The organism is Brevibacillus sp. AG162 (assembly GCF_006715575.1).
Lineage (GTDB): Bacteria > Bacillota > Bacilli > Brevibacillales > Brevibacillaceae > Brevibacillus > Brevibacillus brevis.
Map to the genome: position 1 here is coordinate 34,668 of NZ_VFNO01000002.1, position 25,612 is coordinate 60,279.

At 47.6% G+C, this 25,612-nt stretch carries 24 protein-coding genes; 3 read left to right on the forward strand and 21 right to left on the reverse strand.

Features of this window, described 5'->3' with window-relative positions; translation table 11 throughout:
- Positions 1-36: 36 nt before the first annotated feature.
- The 7 genes from FB479_RS04935 to FB479_RS04965 form a co-directional block, all read right to left on the reverse strand.
- Positions 37-873 (reverse strand): sugar phosphate isomerase/epimerase family protein, encoded by an 837-nt coding sequence (locus FB479_RS04935; RefSeq protein WP_142063000.1) that lies wholly within the window; start codon positions 871-873, stop codon positions 37-39.
- 7 nt (positions 874-880) lie between these two features.
- On the reverse strand, positions 881-1,864 hold the full coding sequence (locus FB479_RS04940; RefSeq protein ID WP_142063003.1) for a DUF6005 family protein: 984 nt from the start codon (positions 1,862-1,864) through the stop codon (positions 881-883).
- Positions 1,865-1,896: 32 nt separating this feature from the next.
- Positions 1,897-2,163 carry a petrobactin biosynthesis protein AsbD gene (gene asbD / locus FB479_RS04945; RefSeq protein WP_142063005.1) on the reverse strand — a complete coding sequence of 89 codons (267 nt, stop codon included), beginning with the start codon at positions 2,161-2,163 and terminating at the stop codon, positions 1,897-1,899.
- Positions 2,160-3,404, reverse strand: a complete 1,245-nt coding sequence (locus FB479_RS04950; protein WP_142063008.1) for an AMP-binding protein — start codon at positions 3,402-3,404, stop codon at positions 2,160-2,162. The genes asbD and FB479_RS04950 overlap by 4 nt, the downstream gene beginning before the upstream one ends.
- 4 nt (positions 3,405-3,408) lie before the next feature.
- Positions 3,409-5,274, reverse strand: a complete 1,866-nt coding sequence (locus FB479_RS04955) for an IucA/IucC family protein (protein ID WP_142063011.1) — start codon at positions 5,272-5,274, stop codon at positions 3,409-3,411.
- A gap of 40 nt (positions 5,275-5,314) precedes the next feature.
- Positions 5,315-7,120 (reverse strand): IucA/IucC family protein, encoded by a 1,806-nt coding sequence (locus FB479_RS04960; protein ID WP_142063014.1) that lies wholly within the window; start codon positions 7,118-7,120, stop codon positions 5,315-5,317.
- Between the two features lie 219 nt (positions 7,121-7,339).
- Positions 7,340-8,467 carry a D-alanine--D-alanine ligase gene (locus tag FB479_RS04965; protein ID WP_185746346.1) on the reverse strand — a complete coding sequence of 376 codons (1,128 nt, stop codon included), beginning with the start codon at positions 8,465-8,467 and terminating at the stop codon, positions 7,340-7,342.
- Positions 8,468-8,699: 232 nt separating this feature from the next.
- Here FB479_RS04965 and FB479_RS04970 point away from each other — a divergent pair, with 232 nt between their 5' ends.
- Both FB479_RS04970 and FB479_RS04975 read left to right on the forward strand, forming a co-directional pair.
- Positions 8,700-9,191: a hypothetical protein gene (locus tag FB479_RS04970; RefSeq protein WP_142063020.1), complete on the forward strand. Its 492-nt coding sequence runs from the start codon at positions 8,700-8,702 to the stop codon at positions 9,189-9,191.
- Positions 9,192-9,291: 100 nt separating this feature from the next.
- A complete protein-coding gene (locus FB479_RS04975) occupies positions 9,292-9,480 on the forward strand; it encodes a DUF4177 domain-containing protein (RefSeq protein ID WP_007727654.1) in 189 nt (62 codons plus the stop codon).
- Between the two features lie 63 nt (positions 9,481-9,543).
- Here FB479_RS04975 and FB479_RS04980 read toward each other — a convergent pair whose 3' ends face one another.
- Positions 9,544-10,839, reverse strand: coding sequence for a class I SAM-dependent rRNA methyltransferase (locus FB479_RS04980; RefSeq protein WP_142063022.1), 1,296 nt, complete (start codon positions 10,837-10,839; stop codon positions 9,544-9,546).
- Positions 10,840-10,928: 89 nt separating this feature from the next.
- On the opposite strand from FB479_RS04980, the gene FB479_RS04985 reads away from it, so the two are divergent.
- A complete protein-coding gene (locus tag FB479_RS04985; protein ID WP_142063025.1) occupies positions 10,929-11,912 on the forward strand; it encodes a Na/Pi cotransporter family protein in 984 nt (327 codons plus the stop codon).
- Here FB479_RS04985 and FB479_RS04990 read toward each other — a convergent pair.
- The 13 genes from FB479_RS04990 to lepA all read right to left on the reverse strand — a co-directional run bounded on the left by FB479_RS04990 (position 11,878) and on the right by lepA (position 25,541).
- Positions 11,878-12,543, reverse strand: coding sequence for an LrgB family protein (locus FB479_RS04990; protein WP_106653988.1), 666 nt, complete (start codon positions 12,541-12,543; stop codon positions 11,878-11,880). The genes FB479_RS04985 and FB479_RS04990 overlap by 35 nt on opposite strands.
- A complete protein-coding gene (locus FB479_RS04995) occupies positions 12,536-12,931 on the reverse strand; it encodes a CidA/LrgA family protein (RefSeq protein WP_106653987.1) in 396 nt (131 codons plus the stop codon). The genes FB479_RS04990 and FB479_RS04995 overlap by 8 nt, the downstream gene beginning before the upstream one ends.
- 100 nt (positions 12,932-13,031) lie before the next feature.
- Complete coding sequence (deoC, locus tag FB479_RS05000) at positions 13,032-13,697, reverse strand: deoxyribose-phosphate aldolase (protein WP_056491071.1); 666 nt, start codon at positions 13,695-13,697, stop codon at positions 13,032-13,034.
- A 4-nt stretch (positions 13,698-13,701) separates the two neighbouring features.
- Positions 13,702-14,130 (reverse strand): NUDIX hydrolase, encoded by a 429-nt coding sequence (locus FB479_RS05005; RefSeq protein WP_106653986.1) that lies wholly within the window; start codon positions 14,128-14,130, stop codon positions 13,702-13,704.
- Complete coding sequence (gene mtaB, locus FB479_RS05010; protein WP_106653985.1) at positions 14,127-15,485, reverse strand: tRNA (N(6)-L-threonylcarbamoyladenosine(37)-C(2))-methylthiotransferase MtaB; 1,359 nt, start codon at positions 15,483-15,485, stop codon at positions 14,127-14,129. Before mtaB ends, FB479_RS05005 begins: the two co-directional genes overlap by 4 nt.
- 101 nt (positions 15,486-15,586) lie before the next feature.
- Positions 15,587-16,345, reverse strand: a complete 759-nt coding sequence (locus tag FB479_RS05015) for a 16S rRNA (uracil(1498)-N(3))-methyltransferase (protein WP_106653984.1) — start codon at positions 16,343-16,345, stop codon at positions 15,587-15,589.
- Positions 16,346-16,363: 18 nt separating this feature from the next.
- Positions 16,364-17,305: a 50S ribosomal protein L11 methyltransferase gene (gene prmA, locus FB479_RS05020; protein ID WP_106653983.1), complete on the reverse strand. Its 942-nt coding sequence runs from the start codon at positions 17,303-17,305 to the stop codon at positions 16,364-16,366.
- A gap of 99 nt (positions 17,306-17,404) precedes the next feature.
- Positions 17,405-18,532 carry a molecular chaperone DnaJ gene (gene dnaJ, locus FB479_RS05025; RefSeq protein ID WP_106653982.1) on the reverse strand — a complete coding sequence of 376 codons (1,128 nt, stop codon included), beginning with the start codon at positions 18,530-18,532 and terminating at the stop codon, positions 17,405-17,407.
- Between the two features lie 150 nt (positions 18,533-18,682).
- Positions 18,683-20,512 carry a molecular chaperone DnaK gene (dnaK, locus tag FB479_RS05030; RefSeq protein ID WP_142063029.1) on the reverse strand — a complete coding sequence of 610 codons (1,830 nt, stop codon included), beginning with the start codon at positions 20,510-20,512 and terminating at the stop codon, positions 18,683-18,685.
- A 51-nt stretch (positions 20,513-20,563) separates the two neighbouring features.
- Positions 20,564-21,106, reverse strand: a complete 543-nt coding sequence (gene grpE / locus FB479_RS05035) for a nucleotide exchange factor GrpE (protein ID WP_370511676.1) — start codon at positions 21,104-21,106, stop codon at positions 20,564-20,566.
- 58 nt (positions 21,107-21,164) lie between these two features.
- On the reverse strand, positions 21,165-22,190 hold the full coding sequence (gene hrcA, locus FB479_RS05040) for a heat-inducible transcriptional repressor HrcA (RefSeq protein WP_106653980.1): 1,026 nt from the start codon (positions 22,188-22,190) through the stop codon (positions 21,165-21,167).
- Positions 22,191-22,343: 153 nt separating this feature from the next.
- Entirely contained in the window at positions 22,344-23,486 is a 1,143-nt protein-coding gene (hemW, locus tag FB479_RS05045; protein WP_142063032.1) for a radical SAM family heme chaperone HemW, read from the reverse strand.
- Positions 23,487-23,723: 237 nt separating this feature from the next.
- Positions 23,724-25,541: a translation elongation factor 4 gene (gene lepA, locus FB479_RS05050; protein ID WP_047072572.1), complete on the reverse strand. Its 1,818-nt coding sequence runs from the start codon at positions 25,539-25,541 to the stop codon at positions 23,724-23,726.
- Between the last annotated feature and the right edge of the window lie 71 nt (positions 25,542-25,612).

Consider the following 25,612-nt stretch of genomic DNA (forward strand, 5'->3'; position numbering starts at 1 on the left):
ATCGGAAGCACCCCTGCGCCTCCGACCTTTTTTCACTTACGCACTAACCATCATTGCCTTCCGCAACCACTCTACCTCTTCAGCTAATACACGCTGCGGACTCTGACCAAACCATTCAATAGATGCAAAATAATCCGTATCCGCAATCTTTTCTAAAATAGGCCCATAATCTACAACGCCTTCACCGAGCAGTACCATTCCCTCACGATCGCCGTTAGGGGCATATACATTATGCGGAGCGAATACCGGCAGATGATTCGATGAAGAAATATTTTTCAAATGATAATGCGCTACCCACGGTCTCAATTGCTCGTACGCATTGATCGGATCAGCACCTGATTCCCAGACATGAAGAAAATCAAGATTAACTTTTAGAGCAGGATGATTGACCTCCTGCAACAAAGCAAGTGTAGAACTCATAGAATCTGTGAGCGTGTTCGGATGTGTTTCAACCAAGAGCTGAATTCCGTGCTCTTGACACATCTTACATAAGATTTGCAGATGATGCACATAGCGTGCCCGCTCTTCTGGCCCAACTTCACTACTCGCCTTCTGTCCAGCAAACGTCCTGATTTGTTTTACATGTAGCCAATTCGCCAGTGAAATGAGTCTTTTTGCTTTTTCCAGTGTACGCTGAAATCCAGATGAAGCAGCAATATCCAGATAATCGCTAAGCATGGAGATACTCATGCCTTGATCCCTGACCAACCTTACCTGCTCCTCCATCTCTAATCGATCATGATCGTACAGATGTTGAGCGTGGGTTCCCCATAACTCGATTCCATCAAAATGATGACGATGAGCAAACCGAACAATCTGTGCAAACGAAATCAACTGGTGGCGAAAAGTGATTGTGCACAATGAGAGTTTCATTTGACCTCTACCTCCACCCTTGTTCGTCTACAGTGACGAGACTTTTATCCATTTGGGTCCACAGAACAAACTGACGTTCCAACTCTTTTTTCACTTCAAGTTCAATCAAATCAATCTCTTCTAACGCCTCGATAATCGGAGGTAACAACGCCATATTCTTGGTCATCGCCATTTTGACAGACAAGTACTGAGCTGTCGTAAACCCTTGGTAGATGTCCTCCACTTTATATGCGATGCGCAAAAACTCATCACGATGGTATTGCAGGTAATCTTGCAGATAGAGAAATGCATACTCGTAGCTGTATTTACGGATCGCAATCACCTTCACCTGAGTCACTGCCGGGAGCAACATGTCCAAGTTGTATCCATTGCGCCCTTCTGCCATGTCTGTAATCAATTGCTTCAACTCAAGGGTAAACGGATTATGATCACGTTTGAGTGCTGCGTAGAAATAGTCGTGGATCATTTCATAGGTTGGTTCCTTAATTTCACTCGCATCCACCATAAAGCCGCCACCGAACGGATTTTCCAAGAAGGATTTGATCACCGTCTCCTTCTTCACATTGCCCTCCCAACGAAAATCCGGGTCAAACATAAACCACTCATCTTCGTTCTCCGTCTTTGAAATCATCAAAAAATGCGGGAATGGCTTCAACGCAAATTTATTATCTCGTTCTGGAACAAGCGACATGTCTATCTGAACTAGGACAAACTGATCCTCGGTACGCTTATCAATGAGTTCTAAGAACATGTCCAGATTGGAGGCTTTATCTTTGGAATGATCGTACCATTCCGTTACTTTCGCTCGGAAAAGTCGCTCATATCCCTTGATAATCTCCTCATGGTTATCAATGTAATACGTGACGACACCTTGATCCGTTATGGAGTACTCGGCATCCCATATACCAAAATAATAGGGACGATAATCAATTTTTGTGCGGCGCTTAATCACTTCGCATAGGCATGAAATCATGCAATGAACCTTAACCATTCTGTATCCCCCACTCGATGTTTGGATAGACGCTAATTCGATACATGCTGCGGTTCCAGCTGTTCAACAAAAGTAAGGAGTGATCCAACCGTTTGGAAGATTCGTGGATCTAACTCATGAGCAGGAACTACCAAGTGCAAATCTTCCTCGATATAAACAATCAGTTGCAATAACATAATCGAATCGATATGTAGATCCTCATTCAATCGCATGGACTCCTCTAACGTGAGGATATGCGATAATTTTAATTTTTCGGTCATGATCGTATGGATTTGCTCGATTCTTTCATTTCGTGTCATTTGCTGATCGTCTCCATTTCTAATAATCGACGGCTGATTTTTCCTGTGGCTGTCTTAGGAATGCTCGTCACACATTGGATTTCGAATGGGACTTTATAGCCTGGCAAACGATCTTGGCACCATTCCCTGATTTGTTCAGGAGTAGTTCCTCCCTCTGTAATCACCTGCGCTTTCACAATCTCTCCCATAACCGGATGACGTCCACGATACACGACCACTTCTTTTGTCCCACTCATTTTCAAAATGACGTCCTCGACCTCTAAAGGAAACACCTTTAAGCCCGAAACGTTTATCACATCATCCATCCTTGATACAAATTGAATATGTCCTTCTCCTGTCCAGAAACCTAAATCCTGCGTCGCTATTTCGTTCAGTCCAATCCGAATCATTATTTCACCGGGTTGTTCTTCATTTTCACCTGCTGTCATTGTGACATGGGAAAGGGGAATTCCCAGATCTGTATGCGTCCGCATTTGTTTACTCATACTGACGCACCCCGCCTCAGAGCATCCATATTGTTGCATCAGGACGTCGCTCATACCTTGCAGCTTTAGAAACAATCCTTCTGGCATGGGAGCACCAGATGTCATTAAGCGGTGAAAGCGTACCTGCTCCCGCGTAAAGCTTGATAAGATGTGATAAAAGACTGGCAGACCATAAACAATGTGCTGGGGAGCAGCTTGAATCACTTGCAACGCAAACTTCGGATTTTTGTGGGTCACAATCGAAGGCTTACTTCCCCGTTCCAGAGCTGCCAAAACGCCACATATCAAGCCATACGAGTGTGTCACCGATGCCAGCACGATCGGAGTTAGCGCTTCCTCTCCCTGAAACAACTGGTTGTAGGCATGAATTTCTGTTTGAATATCATCCCAACTTCTCCCGATGAGCTTCGCGTCCCCCGTAGTACCTGAGCTATATTGGTAGAGGGATGGTTTTTCGCTCTGTTGTTTATCCGTGATAGACAAGAAGTGCTTCGTCTCCTGATAAACAAGCCCATAACACCTTGCCTTCACTGCCATTTGATAGGCTGTTTCCATTGGGGTTTCCCCATGAATTAATAACACCGAGCCATTATGCTCACGTAAATATTGAACAAGACTAATCACGTCTAGTGGGTCAGCTATGCAGACTGCGTACCTCTTTCCTTCTGGCTGTCGAAAATGCTCCATGCTTTCGAACCCTTGCCTATGTCGCTCCATTTCATGTACAGAAATCTCATTTTGATTGACAATGATCATGCGATTAACCTCCCACAGCCATGGAATGAAGCCTTTTCCTTGCCTCGAACAAAGGATTGGGAACTTCATGTAAATGATAGTTCTCGTTCGTTGTATATAGCTTTTTCTTGGTCAATTTCTCTACCTGCACGCTTGGAACAAACAGATCAAATCGCTTAAATCGCTCCGCCAATTCCGGGAATTGTTTTTGGTGACCCTCCAATACCTGAACGGCCATCTCCCAGAATTGCACTTCGGCATATCCGTAATGCTCTTCTAATAGCCGTGCGAGTTGCCCCAGATTGATCAAAAATAATGTCTCTAACGTCAAATCTCTGACGGTTGATGTTTCTTTCATGTGGAACATCACATTATCTGGTTTCGTTGCGTAATATTCGTGCACTTCCGCGAAGTTCGGGCATTTGTCTGGCTCACTCAAGAACGGTTGGCAAAAAATCAAATCTTCATGAAAATCCTTCAATGCTACCCGAGTAGGGACACCCTCCCGATGCACCAGGATCATATTCTGCCCGTGGGATTCCATCGCAATCCCGTGTTTCACAAGAATATGAACAACTGGCAATACACTGCTTTCCATTAATCGTGCAAGCCAATTCTCTAGCCCTTGCTCACGAATCCAACGATCAATGAACGGCACCCCATCCACCTCTACAGCCGCTAATGCGTTATAAGGAACCGCATCTTCTCCCGCTTCGAGATGAGGGATGAGACTTTCTCTCCACATGCACCCAATTACCCCGAATGTAACCATTTCCACCAGGTCAGAAGCAGGTGGAGGATCGTATGCCACTGCTGCAAACTCTTGGAGCATGATCACCTTTTGCACATCTCGTAAATACGAATCTGCGTCCGTTATCCCCTTGAGCCACCTCGAAACGATGGGTGCACTTGCCAGTGAATGGGGGGTGAGATGACGTGCCGCTGAAGTATTCACCACGTTGATCGAGAGTTTCAGATACGGTTTATGCGGATTACTTTTGTTAGCAAATGTGCGAATGGATTGTTGTGGACGATGACCATCAGCGCCTACGCCTAGCACAATGATCTCTTTGCGATGGATATCGTCCAGAAATCCAGGCACGATATGATTCCGCCACTGCCAAGGATGGACAGGCACGAGGGCATACTGCTCAGGATCGCATCCATGATTGACGATGATTTGCTGAAAGACTTCTTTTTGTTCTCGACCTATTTCATCCAAAAGAAGGTCATCGAAATTTCTTCCTTGATCAATGGATACTTGAGCATATTGTTTTTTTATCGCTAACCAAAGAAAATGAACTTCCTGCTTAAATTCAGGACCATAGGCAAAATGATCTGCGTAAGTAAATCCAACACGTGATTTATAGCTTGGGTGGTAAGGGTGACCGTCCATCAGATCACCTTCCAGCTCATCGTACGATTTGCCCTGCATCCGTATATCATTTTGTACCCGATAGTATTGGGATAAAGTATCCTTTAACAACGTTTGTTCCAGATCATTGGCAAAAAGCTTCAGCCTTTGTTCATCTACCGTTTTCATTCGGAATATTTCCACTAAAAAACGAGTGAGGGATATCGCTTCTGATTCTTGCTGGGCAGCTCCGCTTTGATCGTAAGCAACACGAGTAACGGGGTCCTTCCCAAGACGAACAAGTCCAAAACTAGCACTCCTCCTCCCTCGGCAACGATAGCGAATAGGCAGATTCCCCTCATCAAGCCCATGTAGGGTGTAAATCGTCTCTTCACCCTCTTGCAAGGTCTCAGGAATCAAAATTCCCTCATATAACAAAGACTCGATGCATTGTCGAAACACCCTTCTTCTCACCTGAACGTACTGTGTCGAGTGAAGTGCCTCTTCAATCGAGAAATCTTGTATTGTGAACTCCATACCTTATCCTCCAAGTCTCTTCAAGCTGGATGCTCGTAAGCTATCCAAAAGCATGCAGCTCTGCCTTTTCGGTCTGCTTTACTTTTGCTAAAGGATTATCTATGTAAACAAAAACAGATGATCTCTCTTCCGGTTGGGTTAATTCATCAAGATCATAGAAGCGCGTGAGCAGATTCGCCTTACAAGGAAGCTGTTCGCGCGTAAGTAGATTCTCCAGAAACTTCGATGCCTCTCGATTCATAGGTAAAAACTCTGTCAAAACCTCATGCATCTCTGCCAATAAGATTTGTTCATCAATTAATCCTTCTGTTCCAAATCCATTAATGAGTCCAAACATATGGTTAAAAATCATATAATAGGTGATTCGCTCATCTACAAGATGGTCTTTGTAAATGTTCCTACTCGCCTTGCCAATCCCAGGCAATTCTGCCTCTAATACTTCTTGCATCGATTCTGAGAAATAGTAGCCTTGATTATCACGATAATAGAACTGATCCGGGTATCCGTCTTTAAGAGTGACCACACTATTCTGTTGATGGGCTTCCAAGCCGATTCCGTACTTTAGATAGAGCCATACCATTGGTTTCAATGAAATATCTACATACCGCTTAAACCATTCCAAACTAACTACTTCCAGTGTCTTACCTTCCTTTTGTGCCAAATGGTGAATGATCGTTGCCAACCTACTTTTGTAACCAGGAAGTGGATCTTGCACGAGCGCAGCGATTTGTGTGACTTGCCGAGCATTACTCCCCATAAAGGGATTATCACGCAGGATCACTTCAAATCCCGTTTCTTTCGCCTGATCAAACGTGACCGTGATATAAGCCGGATCAGAGATAAAGCCAAAGCCTGGATACTTGCGACTCACTTCACCGATCCCTGTTTCAAAAAGTTGCTTCGCCTCTAAACCAATCTCCATTTCACTTAACTTGTTGATCCGTAAAGAATTCGTAACTTTGATTGGGACGGACAGCTTGAGCATGTATTTCTTTTCAGGATGATAAACCGTTCGAAGAGAGGATGTTGCCATATACTCCTCACCCGCTGGGCCCAGGTATAGAAGCAACCCTTTCTCGATCAAGGATTGAACGGCTACCTGTTCAAGCAACCATTCTGCTTGAAGCGGATGAATCGGGACGATTGAAAATGATGGATCGACATCAGATATCGAAGGAAACTCGCCCTTCAGTAATTGCGAAGCGGATTCTGTTAACCCAGATTTTTCGTGAACAATCGACGGATGGGCAGCAAACAAATGGAGTTGAAACTTCCCGCAACACTCCGGTGCATACAAAGCTTGCTTGGCCTCAGGAATTCCTTGCTGACTCTTCGGTGTTGGATGGAACAAATGACCGAACAAAAGTGCCTGCTCAGCTTCGATGAAGCTTTGATCCACCCCATATAAAATCTCCGCGTTGCTTTTGCGAGTCCTAACAAATTTCTCAATGCTTTGGCAACTTTGAATCATACGCAAGACTAATTCATCTGGAACTGCATTTTCCCCATGCTGAAGCGTTAACTCTTTTATCAAAAGAACCGCTAATGTCAAATAGTCCGCCTGAACGAAACGAGAACAGTCACCACTTCGGTAGCAAGCTGGATAATGAAACAAATGCCTGCCTGTCACCGAATGATATTTGACACCGACATAGAGGGATATCCCCTGATGCGGGAGTTCGCAATGAAGGTACGTACCTGTTGTACTCGGCTGTATGATTTTCGTTAGATGCTTCGTAATCTCGTCTTTCCGATTGATCCACTCGCCCCTACCTGTTTCTCGGAGATAACAATTGAGAAAGCTCTGCATCGTTGCATGCTCTGCGATATGCTTGACTACAAACATGTTACCTCTCCTCTTGCTTGATCCAATTTTTTTATCCAAGCATAGTGACTTACATAACTGGTAAAACGTCCCATAAATAATGTAAACGATTATCATTCTCATTTCAAGCAATAATATTCATCTTATACAGTTAGGAGAGATCGGCTGACCGAAATTAGTTCCTCCCTCCTACACAAAAAGAAAAAAGATGCCGATTCATCAGCATCTTTTTTCTCATAGTTATTCCAACTCTTCCGCATCTACAACGTTGCGACCTTTATCCGCATGTCGCTCGATAGCAAGTTGCACCAGGCGATCGATCAGCTCGCTGTAGCTCACACCCGCAGCTTGGAAAAGCATTGGATACATGCTAAACGGCGTAAAGCCTGGCATCGTATTCACTTCGTTGATATAGAGCTTGTCGTTTTTCTCATCCCAGAAAAAGTCTATGCGGGAAAGGCCAGAGCCATCGAGTGCCTGGAATGCTTGCTTGGCTATTTCCGCGATTTGTCCGGATACATGCTCGGGAACGATGGCAGGAATGGAGAGTTCTGTTCCCGCCCCTTTGTACTTTGCTTCATAATCGTAAAATTCTTTCGCGGCAATGACTTCCCCAACGACAGATGTCATCAGCTCTTCATTCCCCAAAACGCCAATCTCCAACTCACGTGCTTGAACGAACTCTTCCACAATCAATCTGCGGTCGAATTTGGCAGCTACATCTAATGCGTGTTTGAGCTCCTCACGATTTTTCGCTTTGTTAATCCCTACGCTGGAGCCCATATTCGCCGGTTTGACGAAACACGGATAGCCGAGTTCACGCTCGATCCGATCCATGACATCATCCTGGCCTTTTTCCCATTGCGAGCGCAGAAAGCCTACATATTTCACTTGTGGAAGTCCAGCCTGTGCAAAGACGGTCTTCATCATCCATTTATCCATTCCGACAGCGGAAGCCATAACTCCGGTTCCCACATACGGGATATTCGCCAATTCCAACAGTCCCTGGATCGTCCCATCTTCGCCAAATGGTCCGTGGATCACAGGGAAAACAACATCCATTTGCTCATTCATGGCAAACAGCGATCCTGGCTTGCTTGCGATCGCCAGTTCTTGCCCTGTCTCTGTTGCCTCGGTAATAGCTGGTGTTTTTGCCGACAAGCGCAACGCTTCGATCTTATCCGGCAGTTGACCAGCCAGTGTTTCCCCAGTCACCCAAGAGCCATCCAATTGAACGTACACAGGGGTTACCTCATATTTATTTGCATCTACAGCCTGAATAATGGACATGGCCGTACGCAATGAAACTTCATGCTCTGAGGATTTTCCTCCATAAATAATGCCCAGTCGAATCTTTTGATTACCCATCTGTGTCATGCTCCTTTCCCCTCCGCACAAAAACGGAGAGTCTACCCAGTTTCTACTCTCTCCTATGCTATGCAAAAGCCCAACATCTGCTCTATTTACCGGGCCGAGCCCGTCATTTAGCATACACAAACCAAACGCCAAAAACAAGAGAAGCAAGTATCACCTGCTTACGTTTTTTCTCATACCATATAAATAAAATTCCTGTCATGGAGCTATTTTTGGAGGGATTTCCATGAGAGATTATTTACTGTACTGCACGTACTGCTCTTCTTACACATTATTGCACAGCTACGATAAGGACAGCGGTTCTTTCTTGGGGGAATATTCGCTGCTGCATAACAACTACACCCGTGACCCAATCGTCTTGAACAAATTTCTCCTCGCCCATCTCGGTCACACCATCCGTACCATTCCCTCTAAGACGGATGACTACCGCCATATCATCTGCAATGCGTCACGTTTTTTGGAGGATGATATTGACAAGTACGTAGAGGAAAGTCAACTGCGGGCTAAGTTCAAGGAGCGTGATCGGAAAAGTGAACGGGAAATTGGTCAGGTACAGCTATATCTGGTCGAGCATCTCTTGACCCACGAGCTTCAGAACTTAAGCCAGGCCCGCGCTTCTACCCCCGCCGAAGGACAAGTCTTTTTAGGCAAGGAACTAGGGTTCAAGCAGGCTCTCGAGCTCGTCAGGCGTGTAAAAAATGACAGGCAATTGTCATGAGCACTTATTTCTTGATTCGAAATGATTCACATTCTTTTTGCAACTCTTTCCGCTCCTCGCGCGTATAAAAAGAGAGACGATACAAGCGGGGGGAAAGAACATGTTTGAATACAAATTCGTCCGAGTTGAGCTGTCCTCTTTTCGACGCCAACCAAAAGAAGATTATCAGACCGTTGTCCACGAGCACGCCAAGGAAGGCTGGCGTTTGGTGCAAATCTTTGCTCCAAGCATCGGGGGCGACGGTATGGCCAAATACTTCGAATTGATTTTTGAAAAACCAAAGTCTTAACTCAGTCTGAAACCGAAAAGAAAAACAGCGCCGTTCTTAAGCGGACGCTGTTTTTCTTTTTCTCTATCGACGATCTCTTACTTCAAAGATGGCAAATTTCAAGTAATGAGCTTCGTCAGCCCCACTGATTTGTGGATGATCCTTGCCCGCGCCTCGCCATTCAATCAGGCGCAATATCTTTTTCGCATCGACCGCTGCTTCTTGAATCGTTTGCAGGAACAGCTCAGGTGACATATGGTACGAGCAAGACGCTGTAACGAGAAATCCGCCTGGACGAACGAGCTTCATCCCGTTTAAGTTAATATCTTTGTAACCGCGGCAAGCGCCTTTCACTGCTCCACGCGATTTCGCGAACGCTGGCGGGTCAAGAATGACCACATCCCAGCTCTTACCCGCCTCTACATTTTCGCGCAAGTAATCAAACGCATTGGCCACCACAAAATCAACGCGATGCAAAAAGCCATTGAGTGTAATGTTACGCTTCGCTGTTTCGATGGCGTGCTCGGAAATATCGAGAGCTGTCACTTTTTTCGCACCGTGCTTGCAAGCATTCAGGGTAAAGGAACCTGTGTGTGTAAAGCATTCCAATACCTCAGCGCCATCCCAAAACGGATTTTTGACCACTTTACCGCGCTTGTCTACTGGCACCTGCTTTGTCTCGCCGTCTACTTCCATGCTCGTCAGGGTAATGCCGTGCTTTTCGCCCCAGCCTTTCATCAATGGCGCGATGGAAGCGCGATTTTCCCGCTGATCATAGAAAAAGCCGGTCTTTTGCCCCTCTATGATATCGACATAGTATTTCAATCCGTTTTCTTCGATCAATACCTCACGCGGACACTCTCCGTACAGGACTTCTTTGCCTTGAGTCAGCCCTTCCAGTTCACGGACAGGTACATCATTGCGCAAATAAATACCTGCCGGTGCAAATACCTCTACGAGTGCATCCCGAATCCAATCGATGCGCTTCTCCATCCCCAACGAGAGAACTTGGACAACCAATGTGTCTTCGTAGCGATCGACGATGAGTCCTGGCAAAAAGTCTGCTTCCCCGTAAATGACACGGCAAGCACGCGGGTTGTCCACAAATCTCGTCCGGAATTCTGCCGCCTGCTTGATTTTGCGCAAGAAAAAGTCGTAGTTGATCTCTTCCTTTTGGTCGTAGCTCAAAATGCGCACGATCATTTGTGAAGCTGGGTTGATGTAGCCCTTTGCCAAAAAATGTCCTTTGTGATTGGTGACCTCGACGATTTCACCTGGTTCTACATCCCCTTGAATTTCCAATACCTCTGATTGAAAAATCCACGGATGTCCTACTTCTAGCCGCTTTTTCCGATGTTGATTCAATAGCACACGTGCCATACAGCAATTCCTCCTCTTGTCATGCTTGCCCTTGTACAGGCATAGCGTTATAGTAACTTGCTAAAAATGGACAGGGAGGAACGTATCTTGTGATAGTCTCCATCCTCGCCCCTTTTACCTTTGGGCTCACTTTTTTTCTTATCGGTATGTACGCCATGCGCTCCGGCTTTCAAAACCTCGCCGGCAAAAAAATGGAAGAATGGATGGGGCGATTTACACGTACCCCACTCCATAGCTTCTGGATTGGTCTCTTCGCTACTTTTGTCTTGCAAAGCTCCAGTGCGGTAACCGTCCTGACGATTGGGCTGACGAACGCAGGCATCATCCAGTTCACACAAACCGTCGGCATCATATTGGGAACCAATCTGGGCACGACAGTGACAACGGAGCTGGTTGCGCTCAAGCTCGAGTCGTTTGCCATCCCCATGCTTCTCATCGGAGTGGCTCTATGGCTGATGCCGCGCCGAAACATTCGTTGCATTGGTCTCGTCGTCGCCGGCTTCGGACTGATCTTCCTCGGTATTGATACGTTGAAAGTCATGGCAAAGCCTTTGGAGCAGTCTGAGACGTTTCGTTCGCTTTTTCTGGAGAGCAGGCATTCCATTTGGATCGGTTTGATGACCGGGATCATTTTCACCGCTCTCATTCATAGCGGTTCCGCTACGACCGTAATCACGATGGGCCTGCTCAGCCATCAAATTCTTTCGATGGAAACGGCACTCGCCATCGTATTGGGAGCGAACGTCGGAACTTGCTTTACCGCTGTCATCGCTGCGATTGGCACGAATACGGCATCCAAGCAGGTCGCATGGTGCCATACGCTCTTCAACGTTGCAGGTGCGATTGTTTTTTTACCGTTTCTTTCCCAGCTTGCCCTCGTCAGTGCATTTTTAACGGATAGTCCTTCTATGCAGATCGCCCATTCACAGACGATCTTCAATCTCGTCTGCTCGTTGGTCGCGCTGCCATTCGTCCCGCAGATTGCCCGGTTTATTCAATGGCTGATCCCTGATAAGCATCGTCCTACTGACTTCACCTTCAGAAAGAAAATGGTATCAAGTAGATGGAAGTAATGACGCCTGCCACGATCATTGCGACACTTGACGCTGCCGTTTGAACAGGAGAAACGCGATTCAAGCTGGCCGTACCAATGGCGTGTGCACTCGTACCGATAGCGATCCCGATTGCCCAATCGTCAGTGATTTTTCCCCATTTGAGAACAGGACGGGCAATCATCACACCGACCATCCCTGTCAACGCGGTAAAAAAGGCCGCAAGCGCAGGTTCCCCACCTATGGAACGACTCAGCTCTAACGCGATCGGGGTGGTCACGGATTTGCTAAGCATGCTTTTGTATACGAGCTCATCTGAACCCAGACACCAATGAACCGCGATAACGACGATGATTGCAACTGCACAGCCTGCACATACACCAAGCAAAACACCGCGCCAAATATGCGCAAACTCCTTGATCTGTTTCGCAAGCGGAATAGCGAGTGCCACGGTTGCAGGGCCGAGCCAAAAGGAAATCCACTGGCCTCCTGCAGCAAATGCCTCCCAATCGCCGCTAAACGCCCACCACAAGGTCCAGACCAAGATCACAGCCACCAGTAGAGGCTGCAATCGTTGGAATCGAGCGTTGATCATTGTTGCCCCTTTGTACCCTGCTATCGATACCAAAATGGCGAAAAATTGACTAAGCATCCAGAGTCCTCCCCTCTTGCTGCAAGGACGAATCTGATTTTTGTTTATGATGCTTCAAATACCATTGCACAACCACACCAGTCACAAGCATGACTAGCAATGGACCGAGAACCATCGATAGTATGATTGGCAATGGATTTTGCGTGAATACGTTTAAATAGGATGCGACCCCGACGATAATCGGTACGAAAAAGAGCAGCATGTGTCGGATTAGAAAAGTACCCGCTTGCTCCACCCAATCCATTCGTATCCATCCCATACACAGTCCCAGTGTTAACAGCAGCATTCCCACCAGGTTACCGGGCAGGGGAATATGCAGCCATTTGCTCGCCGCTACGCCTACTCCATAAAAAGCCAACAGGATGACGATTCCTTTAACAAATTTCATTTTGCTAATCTCCTCCCCGCTCCCTATCCTCTCTCTATAGGAACATCAGCATGCAGGACGGAAAAAGCCCGGCCTTACCTCGGCCAGGCTTTCTTTCGTATTAGTATCCGCTGCCTGTTGTTTTTGCTCCAGTTACAATGGAAACACCGGAGCTCGTACCGATACGGCTCGCTCCTGCTTCGATCATCGCAACCGCTGTTTCACCGTCACGAACACCACCAGACGCTTTTACGCCTACATTTGGTCCTACGGTTTTACGCATCAGGGCGATATCTTCAACCGTTGCTCCACCTGTTGAAAACCCTGTGGAGGTTTTAACGTAATCAGCACCAGCCTCTACGGAGAGCTTGCACGCTACTACTTTTTCTTCTTCGGTCAAGAGGCAAGTCTCCAGAATCACTTTCAAGAGAATATCGCCAGCAGCTTGCTTCACAGCAGCGATGTCATTTTTGACAGTTTCCAGGTCGCCGGATTTCAGGGCACCTACGTTCAGCACCATATCTACCTCAGTCGCTCCGTTTGCAATCGCATCGCGGGTTTCGGCTGCTTTGGACTCGATCGTGCTTGCTCCCAGAGGGAACCCGATAACCGTACACACTTTCACATCAGAGCCTGCCAGGAGTTCAGCAGAGCGTTTTACCCAATAAGGGTTTACGCATACAGACATGAAGTCGTGCTCTCTTGCTTCTTGGCAAAGCTTGTCAATCATCTCTTGTGTAGCATCAGGCTTCAACAGCGTGTGGTCGATATATTTGTTCATGTTCATAGAACTACACCTCTATCCCTAATTGTTCGAATGCAAGGCGAAGAATGCTGTCATTGTTACGGTATCCTCGTTGCAGTTGCAAATCCCAAGCTTCCTTTGCTGGATGCCAATGAACATCATTGATTTCTTCCAACTGTACGGTGATCTCTGTGTTGTAAGCTTCCACCAAATAATAATGGACTTCTTTGTCGATGGATTCGCCCGTTACCGGATGCGTATACTCGTAGGTGATCATGTCGAGCTTGGACCCCAGTCGTCCGGCTACGCCTGTTTCTTCCAAAACTTCGCGCAGAGCCGTTTCTTCGATGGTCTCACCCATCTCCTGCTTCCCTTTTGCGAGTGTTACTTTGCCATAGCGGTCTTCAATCAATAGGAGCATGTACTCTGTGTCTTGCTTCTGGTATACAACGCCTCCTGCCGATATCTCCCTCATATAGCTCGCTCCTTTAGAAAAGGCAGCGCCTCTGTTTCCACTACGCGGACAAAAGTTCCTTTGCAGTATTCCGAGCCTGGTTCGTCCAGTCTGACCTTGCAAATCTTGCCGATCATGCTCTCATCGCCAGGGAATACAACGTTCAGGTAGTTATCGGAGTAGCCCATGAGAAGACCGCTGTCAGGTGCTTCTTTAAACGGACGCTCCGGAATGACTTCCAGTACATCTCCTACGAATTTCTTCGAGTATGCCAAGGTCAATTCCTGATTGAGTTCCAGAAGCTTCGCTACGCGCTCGTTCTTTTCTTCTTCAGGAATTTGATCCGTCATACGGGCTGCTGGTGTACCTGTACGCATGGAGTACGGGAATACGTGCATCTCGGCAAAACCGATTTTCTTCATAAACTCGTATCCGTTCCAGAATTGCTCTTCGGTCTCACCCGGGAAGCCTACGATGACGTCTGTTGTAATCGCTGCTCCTGGCAATGCTTCGCGTACTTTGACCATTCTTTCGTAAAACTCAGCAGTCGTATACTTGCGGCGCATGCGTTTCAACACTTCGTCATCGCCCGCTTGCAGCGGTACATGCAGATGGCGAACGACACGATCGGAGTTGTTGATGACCTCAATCACTTCATCGGTGATTTGGCTCGCCTCGATGGAACTGATGCGGATGCGCTTGAGGCCTTCCACTTGGTGAAGGTCAATCAACAGCTTGGCCAAATTGTAGTCTTCCAAATCCTCACCGTATCCACCTGTATGAATCCCAGTCAAAACGATTTCCAGATAGCCCGCTTCCACCAGCTTTTGTGCCTGTTCGACGACGCTTTCCGGTTTGCGGGAACGCATCAGACCGCGCGCCCAAGGAATAATACAAAACGTACAAAAGTTGTTGCAGCCCTCTTGAATCTTGAGGGAAGCACGTGTGCGATCCGTGAAGTTAGGAACATCCAGCTCTTCGAATTCGCGAGCTTTCATAATGTTGCCTACTGCGTTGATCGGCTTGCGTTCTGCACGAATTTGATCCACGTACTCGATCAGCTTCTCGCGCCCTTGTGTACCAACTACGATATCTACACCGGGAATTTGCGCAATCTCACTTGGAGAGGTTTGCGCATAGCAGCCAGTTACTGCTACGATCGCCTCAGGATTCCGGCGAATCGCACGACGAATCACCTGGCGGCTCTTCTTATCTCCCGTGTTCGTAACCGTACAAGTATTAATGACGTAAACATCTGCATCATCTTGTTCAAAGTCGACTCTCTCGTAGCCGTCTGCCTTGAACAATTGCCAGATGGCCTCTGTTTCATAGCTGTTTACTTTACAGCCCAATGTATGAAAAGCAACGGTAGACATTGCCATTCCTCCTTTTCCGTGAAAAACGTCTCGACGTTTTTCATAAAAGTGGATGTGACCGCTTGCGGTCAACGAAACGGTCATGACTGTTTCGTTCCTGCTCATCCTTTGCGAAGTGATGAAGCCTTTCGTTCAAACTGATAGGAAGCGCAGGCCAAAACGTACTGGCTTGCCGTTTCCGTGCGCAAAATGCGCGGGCCTAAGGAAACCGTCCGAAACCCTTTGCTCTCTGCTTGCGCCACTTCCTCAGGAGAGAAGCCTCCCTCCGGTCCAACGAGGACGAGAAGTGAATCGCCCGCAGTCATCTCTTCCAGCACTTGATGAATTGTGGTACTGCCTTCTTTTTCATAGGCAATTGCGCAATGCGTATACGACTGGCCAGCATGAAGTATCTCACGAAAAGAAACAGGAGATAAAAGCTCTGGCAAAACAGCACGATGAGACTGTTCAGCAGCCTCCTTAACAATTTTGCGCCAACGCTCCAGTTTTTTCGCTTCTTTTTTGGCGTCCAGCTTTACAATGGTTCGCTCAGAAGAAAACGGAAAAAAAGAGTACGCCCCAAGTTCCGTCCCCTTTTGCAAAATCCACTCCAGCTTCTCGCCTTTTGGAAGCCCCTGACCAATTGTGACCCGGATCGGCAGTTCTCGTTCTTCTTGAAGCATTTCGATTACTTCTGCTCGTACTTCCTTGGCAGAAAGATAGACAAGCTTGGCCCGTGCCGACCTGCCCGCTCCATCAGAAACGATGATTTCTTCGCCTTCCCGAGCACGCATTACATTTACGATATGGTGTACATCGTCCCCGACAATCGTTAGCTCATTCTCAGTAAAGGAATGTGGCTCGACAAAATATCGTTGCATCTCGCCAACCCCACTATTCTATCGTTTTTTTGCTACAATTGCTACCCAGTCATCGATGAAAATGGTTTCCACGACCTCAAGACCTGAAGCCGCCAACGCCGCTTTCACATCCGCTTCACGTGCAGCAATAATACCTGACGAGATAAAGGTGCCACCTGGCTTCAACACGCGGAATACATCGTCGGTGAAACGCACGATGACTTCAGCCAAAATGTTAGCCACGACCACTTCCACCTGCTCCTCGATGCCGTCGAGCAAGTTGTTTTGTCTCACGTTGATATGCTCATGCACACCATTTAATTCTGTATTGGCCTGTGCAGAGCGTACAGCTACTTCATCCAAGTCCATCGCCAGCACATCTTTTGCTCCGAGCTTGATAGCTGCAATACTCAAAATAGCTGTGCCTGTCCCAACATCATACACCTGATCGCCTTTCGCCAGATACTTCTCAAGTGCTCGCAGACAAAGAATGGTCGTCGGATGTGTACCTGTTCCAAATGCCATGCCTGGGTCCATCTCGATAATGATCTCATCCGGATGCTTCGGCACGTACTCTTCCCATACTGGCTTGATCGTCATGCGATCAGACACGTGAACCGGTTTGTAATATTTTTTCCAGGCGTGGGCCCATTCATCTTCGTGAACATCGTTTACAGCAATCGATGCCTTGCCGATGTCCAAACCGTACTCGATCAACTGCGCCAATTGCTCTTTCAGCTCTTCTACAACGTCTAGCAGTTCGCTGCTGTCAACCGGCAGGTATGCTTTAACGAATACGCCCTCGGCCGGAAAATCATCAGGAGAAAGCTGGTAGATTTCGCCAAAGGGGGTATCCCACTCACGATAAAGCACCTCCGGGTCTTCAATTACGACACCATTGGCACCCAATTCATACAAGAGGCTTGACACCGCCTCCGTAGCCTCCGCTGTAGTATGGATACTGATTTCTGACCATTTCACGAATCTACCACTCCCCACATAAGCTCCCAATTGGGCTTTTCATTTAATCGGCTTCGCTACACGAAACATTAGGCAAAAAGCGGACAAAACCGCGACGGATTACTCGCCGCGGAATGCCCGTTTCATTTTTTCGAAAAAGCTTTCGTCTTCTCCCCCATGCTGTCCTGGCTTTTCACCAGACAGTTCGGCGAGCTCACGCAACAATTCCTTTTGTTTATCGCTCAGCTTGGTCGGCGTAATGACGCGCACTTTCACATGCTGATCTCCGCGGCCGTTTCCACGCAAATGCGGAACACCTTTTCCACGCAAGCGGAAGAATGTCTCTGTTTGGGTACCCGCCGGGATCTTCAACTTCACGCGACCATCAACAGTCGGCACTTCGATCTCATCTCCAAGTGCTGCCTGTGCGTAAGTAAGCGGAACCTCACAGTAAATATCATTTCCTTCACGCTCGAAAAACTCATGACTTTTGACACGCAATACGACGTACAAATCGCCAGGAGGTCCACCGTTTGCGCCCGGTTCTCCCTCGCCTGTTACGCGCAATTGTGCTCCATCGTCCACACCTGCTGGGATGTTGAGATGAATTTTGCGGCGTACCTTGACACGTCCACTACCACGGCAAGTTGAACATTTTTCTTTGACAACTTTCCCTTTGCCTTCGCAAGTCTGGCAAACACGGCGATTGACGATTCGGCCGAATGGCGTGTTCGCCACCACTTCTTGCTGTCCTGTACCGCTACAAGTCTTACATGTATCTACACCGGAACCAGGCTTCGCACCAGAACCAAGGCACGTATCGCATTCTGCTTCTTTTGGAATTTCCACGTCGGTTTCTTTTCCAAAAATCGCGTCGATAAATTCAATGCTGAGGCCAAATTGCAGATCAGATCCTTTGCGCGGTGCATTTGGATTCGAACGTCTGCCGCCACCACCGAAGAACATATCAAAAATATCTCCGAAGCCGCCCATGCCTGATCCATCAAAACCTCCGCCACCGAAGCCCTGATTCGGGTCTTGGTGACCAAAACGGTCATACTGCGCACGCTTTTGTGGCTCGGACAGGATGTCGTACGCATCCTTAACTTCTTTGAACTTTTCTTCCGCGTCAGCCTCTTTATTTACATCCGGATGGTACTGACGTGCCAGCTTGCGATACGCTTTTTTGATTTCATCAGCGTCCGCGTCCTTTGCTACGCCCAGAACCTCGTATAAATCACGTTTCATCTCCTACATCACTCCCATGACAGTCAACTGTTATCATAGCATGTGACAGACTTGAAAAAAAGTCAAAGTCAGCATTCCGTGACTTTGACTTTCATGGGTCACATCGTGGGAAGTGAGGGAAGAAATCTCTCCCCTCACAGTTCCAGCGTGTTACTTTTTATCGTCTACCACTTCGTAGTCAGCATCAACGACATTGTCTTTCTTCGGCTCTTGACCTTCAGCGTCGCCACCTTGTGCCGCTTGTGCTTGTGCAGCCTGCTCATAGAGCTTCACCGAAATTTGTTGGATGATCTCGGACAGTTCATCTTTCGCTGTCTTGATCTCTTCGATGTTGCCGCCTTCCAGAGCAGCTTTCACTTTATCTTTCGCAGCGTTAGCGCGGTCGATTTCAGCTTGGTCGATCTTGCCTTCTACTTCTTTCAGTGTTTTCTCAGTCGTGAAGACGAGTTGGTCAGCTTCGTTGCGAACTTCTACTTGCTCTTTGCGTTGTTTGTCCGCTTCTGCATTCAACTCAGCATCTTTTACCATGCGATCGATCTCATCGTCGGACAGACCGGAGTTAGAAGTGATCGTGATACGTTGCTCTTTACCTGTACCCAGGTCTTTTGCACGCACGTTTACGATACCGTTCGCGTCAATATCGAAGGATACTTCGATTTGCGGGATACCGCGTGGCGCTGGCGGGATATCGGACAAGTTGAAGCGTCCGAGCGATTTGTTGTCGCCTGCCATTTGACGCTCCCCTTGGAGAACGTGAATTTCTACAGATGTTTGGTTGTCCGCAGCTGTAGAGAACACTTGGGACTTGCTTGTTGGGATCGTCGTGTTGCGATCGATCAGCTTGGTGAATACGCCACCCAATGTTTCGATACCGAGGGACAGTGGAGTTACGTCGAGAAGAACGACGTCTTTCACGTCACCAGTCAGTACGCCCGCTTGAACAGCCGCTCCCAGTGCTACTACTTCGTCTGGGTTCACACCTTTATGTGGTTCTTTCCCTGTAAATTTCTTGATTGCTTCTTGTACCGCTGGGATACGAGTAGAACCACCCACCAGGATAACGCGATCCAGTTCGCTTGGAGTCAGACCAGCGTCTTTCAGCGCTTGACGAGTTGGGCCCATGGTACGCTCAACCAGTTCAGCAGACAGCTCTTCGAACTTCGCACGAGTCAGGTTCATCTCCAAGTGCTTTGGACCTGTTGCATCTGCTGTAATGAACGGCAGGGAAATGGTCGTAGTCAATACGCCGGAGAGGTCTTTCTTCGCTTTTTCCGCAGCGTCTTTCAAACGTTGTTGAGCCATGCGATCCTTGGACAGGTCGATGCCATGCTCTTTTTTGAATTCGCTCACCAGGTAGTTCATGACAACATCGTCGAAGTCGTCTCCGCCCAGCTTGTTGTCACCGGAAGTCGCTTTTACTTCGAAGAAGCCATCGGACAATTCGAGAATGGATACGTCAAAGGTACCGCCGCCCAAGTCGAATACGAGAACGGTTTGATCTTCTGTTTTCTCCATACCGTATGCTAGTGCAGCTGCGGTTGGTTCGTTCACGATACGCAGTACTTCCAAGCCAGCAATTTTACCAGCATCTTTTGTTGCTTGGCGTTGGCTGTCATTGAAGTAAGCTGGAACCGTAATCACTGCCTGCGTCACAGATTGACCGAGGTAGGCTTCAGCGTCTGCTTTCAGCTTTTGCAGGATCATAGCAGAGATTTGCTCAGGTGTGTACTGGTTGCCTTCCAGCGTTTCTTTATGGGTGCTACCCATGTGGCGCTTGATGGAGATTACGGTATTGTCTGGATTGGTGATCGCTTGGCGTTTTGCCGCTTCCCCAACGATGCGCTCGCCGTTTTTGAATGCTACCACGGATGGTGTGGTGCGGTTTCCTTCCGCATTGGCAATAACGACTGGCTCGCCGCCTTCCATAACTGCTACACAAGAGTTGGTTGTTCCCAAGTCAATTCCGATTACGCGACTCATACAAAATGTCCTCCTAACACTATACGTCTAGTGAATTTAGCTTATTTGAGATTACTCGTTCACTTGAACCATCGCCGGACGAACGACGCGGTCTTTGAACATATATCCTTTTTGCAGCTCGGCTACCACAACGCCTGGGTCAAACTCAGGGTCTTGTGTTTGCATAACCGCCTGATGGATGTGAGGGTCAAATGGTTTTCCTTTTGCCTCGATTGCAGCCAAGCCTTCTTTATCGAAAACTTGGACCATCTGACGATATACCATGTTTACACCCTCCAAGAGGGAGTCTACTGTCATGGATTCCTTGTCAGCGGCAAGTGCTCGCTCGAAGTTATCGAGAACTGGCAGAAGCTCTTCCACGATTTTAAGAGAAGCGTATTTAGCCAGATCTTCCTGCTCTTTGCGAACACGGCGGCGAAGGTTATCCATATCGGCCATGGCGCGCAGCATGCGGTTTTGGTGATCCTCAGCCTGAGCCTTCCAGTGAGCAGCCTCTTGCTCCCAGTTCATCTCGGTTGCTTCCGCTTGGTCTGCATCCTTTGCTACTTGTTCTTCTTCGAGAGTCGGGTCTTGCGTTACTTTTTCCTCGCTCAACGTCACTACCTCCTGGCGGCTTTTCTCAGTCAAAAGACTTTTTAGCCATTCACTCCATTTATTTCTCAAACTGCGAAGTCAGCATACGCGATAGGCCTTCCGCCAAATGGTTGAGCACAGTAATGACCTTGCCATATTCCATTCGCGTCGGACCAAGTATCCCCACCATTCCGACCGGCTTGCCTCCAAGCGAATAAGAAGTGGTAATAATACTGCATTGCTTAATCGCGTCTAGCTGGTTTTCCTGTCCGATGCGTACCGTGAGACCATCACCCTGCATGCCGATCACATTCATCAATTGATCGTGCTGCTCCAATAGCTCGAGAATATCCTTGACTTTATCCACGTCTCGGAATTCTGGCTGATTCATGATCTTGGTCGCACCGCGTAAGTATACTCGTTCTTCTTCTTGTGTCAGCGAGTTGTTGAGGAGCTGAAGAATTTCTTCATACTGCTCCGTATGACGTTGCATTTCACCGGAAATCTCTTGATAAAGACGCTGCCGAAGCTGCCATAGTGGCACGTCGCTCAGCTTTGCATTCAACAGATTGACGAGTCTCTCGATTTCCCCGGCACCAATGCCTTCTGGAAGATCGATCAGCTTGTTCTCCACTCGTCCGGTATGTGTCACCACAATCGCGACAGCCTGTTCAGGATTGAGAGGAACGATTTGAATATGTTTTAACCGATGCTCAAAAATCTCTGGACCCAAGACAATCGCCGTGTAGTTTGTCAACTGAGAGAGAATTTGGGCAGTGTACTCTACCACTTGTTCTGCGTGAAGAATACGTTCGGCAAACAACTGTTTTAGTTTACCCAACTCAGCTTCCTCCAAAAGATGGGGCTGAATCAGGTTATCGACGTAGAAGCGGTATCCTTTTGTAGAAGGAACACGTCCCGCCGATGTGTGGGGCTGTTCTAAGTATCCCAGCTCCTCCAAATCAGACATCTCGTTACGTATCGTTGCCGAAGAGAATCCGATGTCGTCCCGTTTGGAAATGGTTCGGGAGCCAACAGGTTCGGCAGAATGAATGTAATTATCGACAATCGCGTTCAAAATCATTTGTTGACGGTCTGATAACATGGATGTCGCTCGCCTCCTGTTGGATTGTTAGCACTCATGCTTATCGAGTGCTAAATCTATATACTAAGGTATCAATAGTAGAAGGATTTGTCAACGAGCTTGCGCTAGTTCCAGAGACAAAAAATCTCATTTTTCGCGAGTTTCGCTTTGTCCTTAACGGAGAAAGCGCGCAAATACCTCATTTCCGAGCGGAAGCCCCTGTTTCGTCAGCTTCAAAAACCCGCTCTGTTCTTCCAGCATTCCTTTGGCAATCTCTTCTTCTATTATTGTCCCAAAAACATCATGAACAGTTGCGCCAAAACGGGAGGCAAACGCTGAAAGGTCAACTCCTTCTCTCAAGCGTAGTCCCAAAATCATCTGTTCCTCCATGGCATCCTCACGCAGTACCTCGAATTGTTCTACACGCGGCAGCCCTTCCTTGCACTTCTGCATGTAGATTGCAAGTGGTCCAGCATTCACGTGTCGATGGCCGCACACATAGCCGTGGGCACCTGCACCCACCCCATAGTATTCACGATTGAGCCAATAGGTTTTATTATGTTTGCTCTCGAAGCCTGGTTTTGCAAAATTGCTGATTTCATATTGCTTGTACCCATGCCGCTCCATCTCTTCTATTAATACCATGTACATCTCAAGCTCTGTTTCTTCAGATGGCAGTGGCAGCTGATCCTTCTGATAGAGCGTGTGGAACAGCGTGTTCTCCTCCACCTTGAGACTGTACGCGGAGAAATGGGTGGTTTCTAACCCAAACGCCTTGTCCAACGTCTGACGGAAAATGTCCATTGTCTGATCCGGCAATCCAAACATCAGGTCGATGCTGAAGTTGTCAAAGCCTACTTTTTTCGCATTATCGATACTGCGGTACACAGCTTCCTGGTCGTGGATTCGTCCCAGTCGCTTTAAGAGCGCGTCATCAAAGGACTGCACACCAAAGCTCAAACGATTGACACCCAGCTCACGCATGATCCGCAGCTTTTCCACATCTGTCGTTCCTGGATTCGCTTCCATCGAAAACTCGATATCATCCGCCCAGTACTTGCCCAATTGCTTTTGTACGATTTCCAAAAACGCGCGCATTTGGGCGTGATCGAGAAACGTAGGCGTCCCTCCACCAACAAAAATCGTTTTCACTTGCTCGATCGGCTGTTGGCTGAATGTGAGCTCCATTTCACTTTTCAACGCATCTAAATAATCCCAGATGAGCTGCGGATTGTTCGTCACAAATGAGTTGAAGTCACAGTAGTAGCATTTATTCGTACAAAAGGGAATGTGAATGTAAACCGATTGTGGCATCATGTCCCTTTCCCTCCCAAAAATTGATAAAATGAAAAGTCAAAAAGTCGGCTTTTCAGCACCGAGAAAATGGCGAGAACCTGATGAAGGAGGAGCGGAGTGTAGGGGACCTACATGAGCACCGGACTTCGAAGGTGAACGCCAATTTCGACGCCGAATCAACTTTCATTACTACTTCGTGATCAAAAGCCGATTTTTTGACAACCTCTTTAATGGAAAAGACCTGACACAAGGTCAGGCCTACTTCTTATCATCCATGCGCAATACAGCCATAAATGCTTCTTGTGGTACCTCTACGGAACCAACAGACTTCATGCGCTTCTTTCCTTCTTTTTGCTTTTCGAGCAGTTTGCGCTTACGTGAGATGTCCCCGCCGTAACATTTGGCAAGAACGTTTTTACGCAACGCACTGATCGTTTCACGAGCGACAACCTTGTGTCCGATGGTCGCTTGAATCGGCACCTCGAATTGCTGACGTGGAATCAGTTCCTTCAGTTTTTCGCAGATGACTTTTCCACGAGGATAAGCCGTGTCTTTGTGAACGATAAACGACAGAGCATCCACCACTTCGCCGTTGAGGAGAATATCCATTTTCACCAGCTTGGAAGCTTTGTACCCACCTAGCTCGTAGTCAAAGGATGCGTAGCCTTTTGTACCCGACTTCAGCATGTCAAAGAAATCGTAAACGATCTCCGACAAAGGCATGTCGTACTTCAGCTGCACACGGTTCTCACCCATATACTGCATGTCAAGAAACTCACCGCGTTTACCTTGGCACAACTGCATAACATCACCGACGTATTCTTTCGGTACCATAACAGTCGCCGTAACATAAGGCTCCTCGACCATTTCGATCTTTTGCGCTTCCGGCATTTTGGACGGGTTGTCGATTTCGAATACTTCGCCGTTCGTTTTGGTAATGCGGTAAATAACGCTCGGCGCGGTCGTAATCAGATTAATGTTGAATTCCCGTTCAATACGTTCTTGGATGATCTCCATGTGCAGAAGTCCCAAGAAACCGCAACGGAAACCAAAACCAAGTGCTTGGGAAGTCTCCGGTTCAAACTGCAAGGACGCATCGTTTAGCTGGAGCTTTTCCAATGCATCGCGCAGATCGTTGTACTCGTTCGTTTCGATTGGGTACAAACCACAGAAAACCATCGGGTTGATCTTGCGGTAACCAGGTAGCGGTTCAGGAGCAGGGCGATTCGCATCTGTAATGGTATCCCCCACACTGGTGTCTCCCACTGTTTTAATGGAAGCAGCTACGTAGCCTACATCTCCGACCGTCAATTCTTCTACTTGCGTTTGACGCGGTGTCGATGTACCAATTTCGGTTACCTCAAACGACTTGCCAGTCGCCATCATCTTGATCTTCATACCCTTTTTCAAGGTTCCGTTGATGACACGGATGGAGGCAATAACGCCACGATACGCATCAAAATAGGAGTCGAAAATCAAAGCTTGCAGTGGAGCATCCGGGTCTCCCTCTGGAGCAGGTACTTTTTGCACAACGGCTTCCAGTACTTCTTTAATCCCGATACCCGCTTTGGCAGAAGTCAGGACCGCATCGCTGGCATCCAGACCGATCACGTCCTCAACCTCTTGCTTCACGCGCTCAGGCTCTGCACTAGGCAGGTCGATCTTGTTAACAACTGGAATGATCTCCAGGTTGCTGTCCAACGCTAAATACACGTTAGCCAAAGTCTGGGCCTCGATCCCTTGTGCTGCATCCACGACGAGGATCGCCCCTTCACAGGCAGCCAAACTGCGGGATACTTCATACGTAAAGTCGACGTGTCCAGGGGTGTCAATCAGGTGGAGAATGTATTCCTCACCGTCATCTGCTTTATAGTTCAAACGCACGGCATTCAGCTTAATCGTAATCCCGCGCTCTTTTTCCAGCTCCATCGTGTCAAGAAACTGGGCTTCCATCTCACGTGCAGTCAAAGCACCGGTCAGCTCCAAAATGCGGTCTGCCAGCGTCGACTTTCCATGGTCAATGTGGGCGATGATGGAAAAATTTCGTATCCTTTTTTGTCTTTCACGACGATCCATGTGTTGTTCGTTCCCTCCCACGCGAATCCATTCAAACGTTCAGATTGCGCCTCGCAAAAAATACACTAACA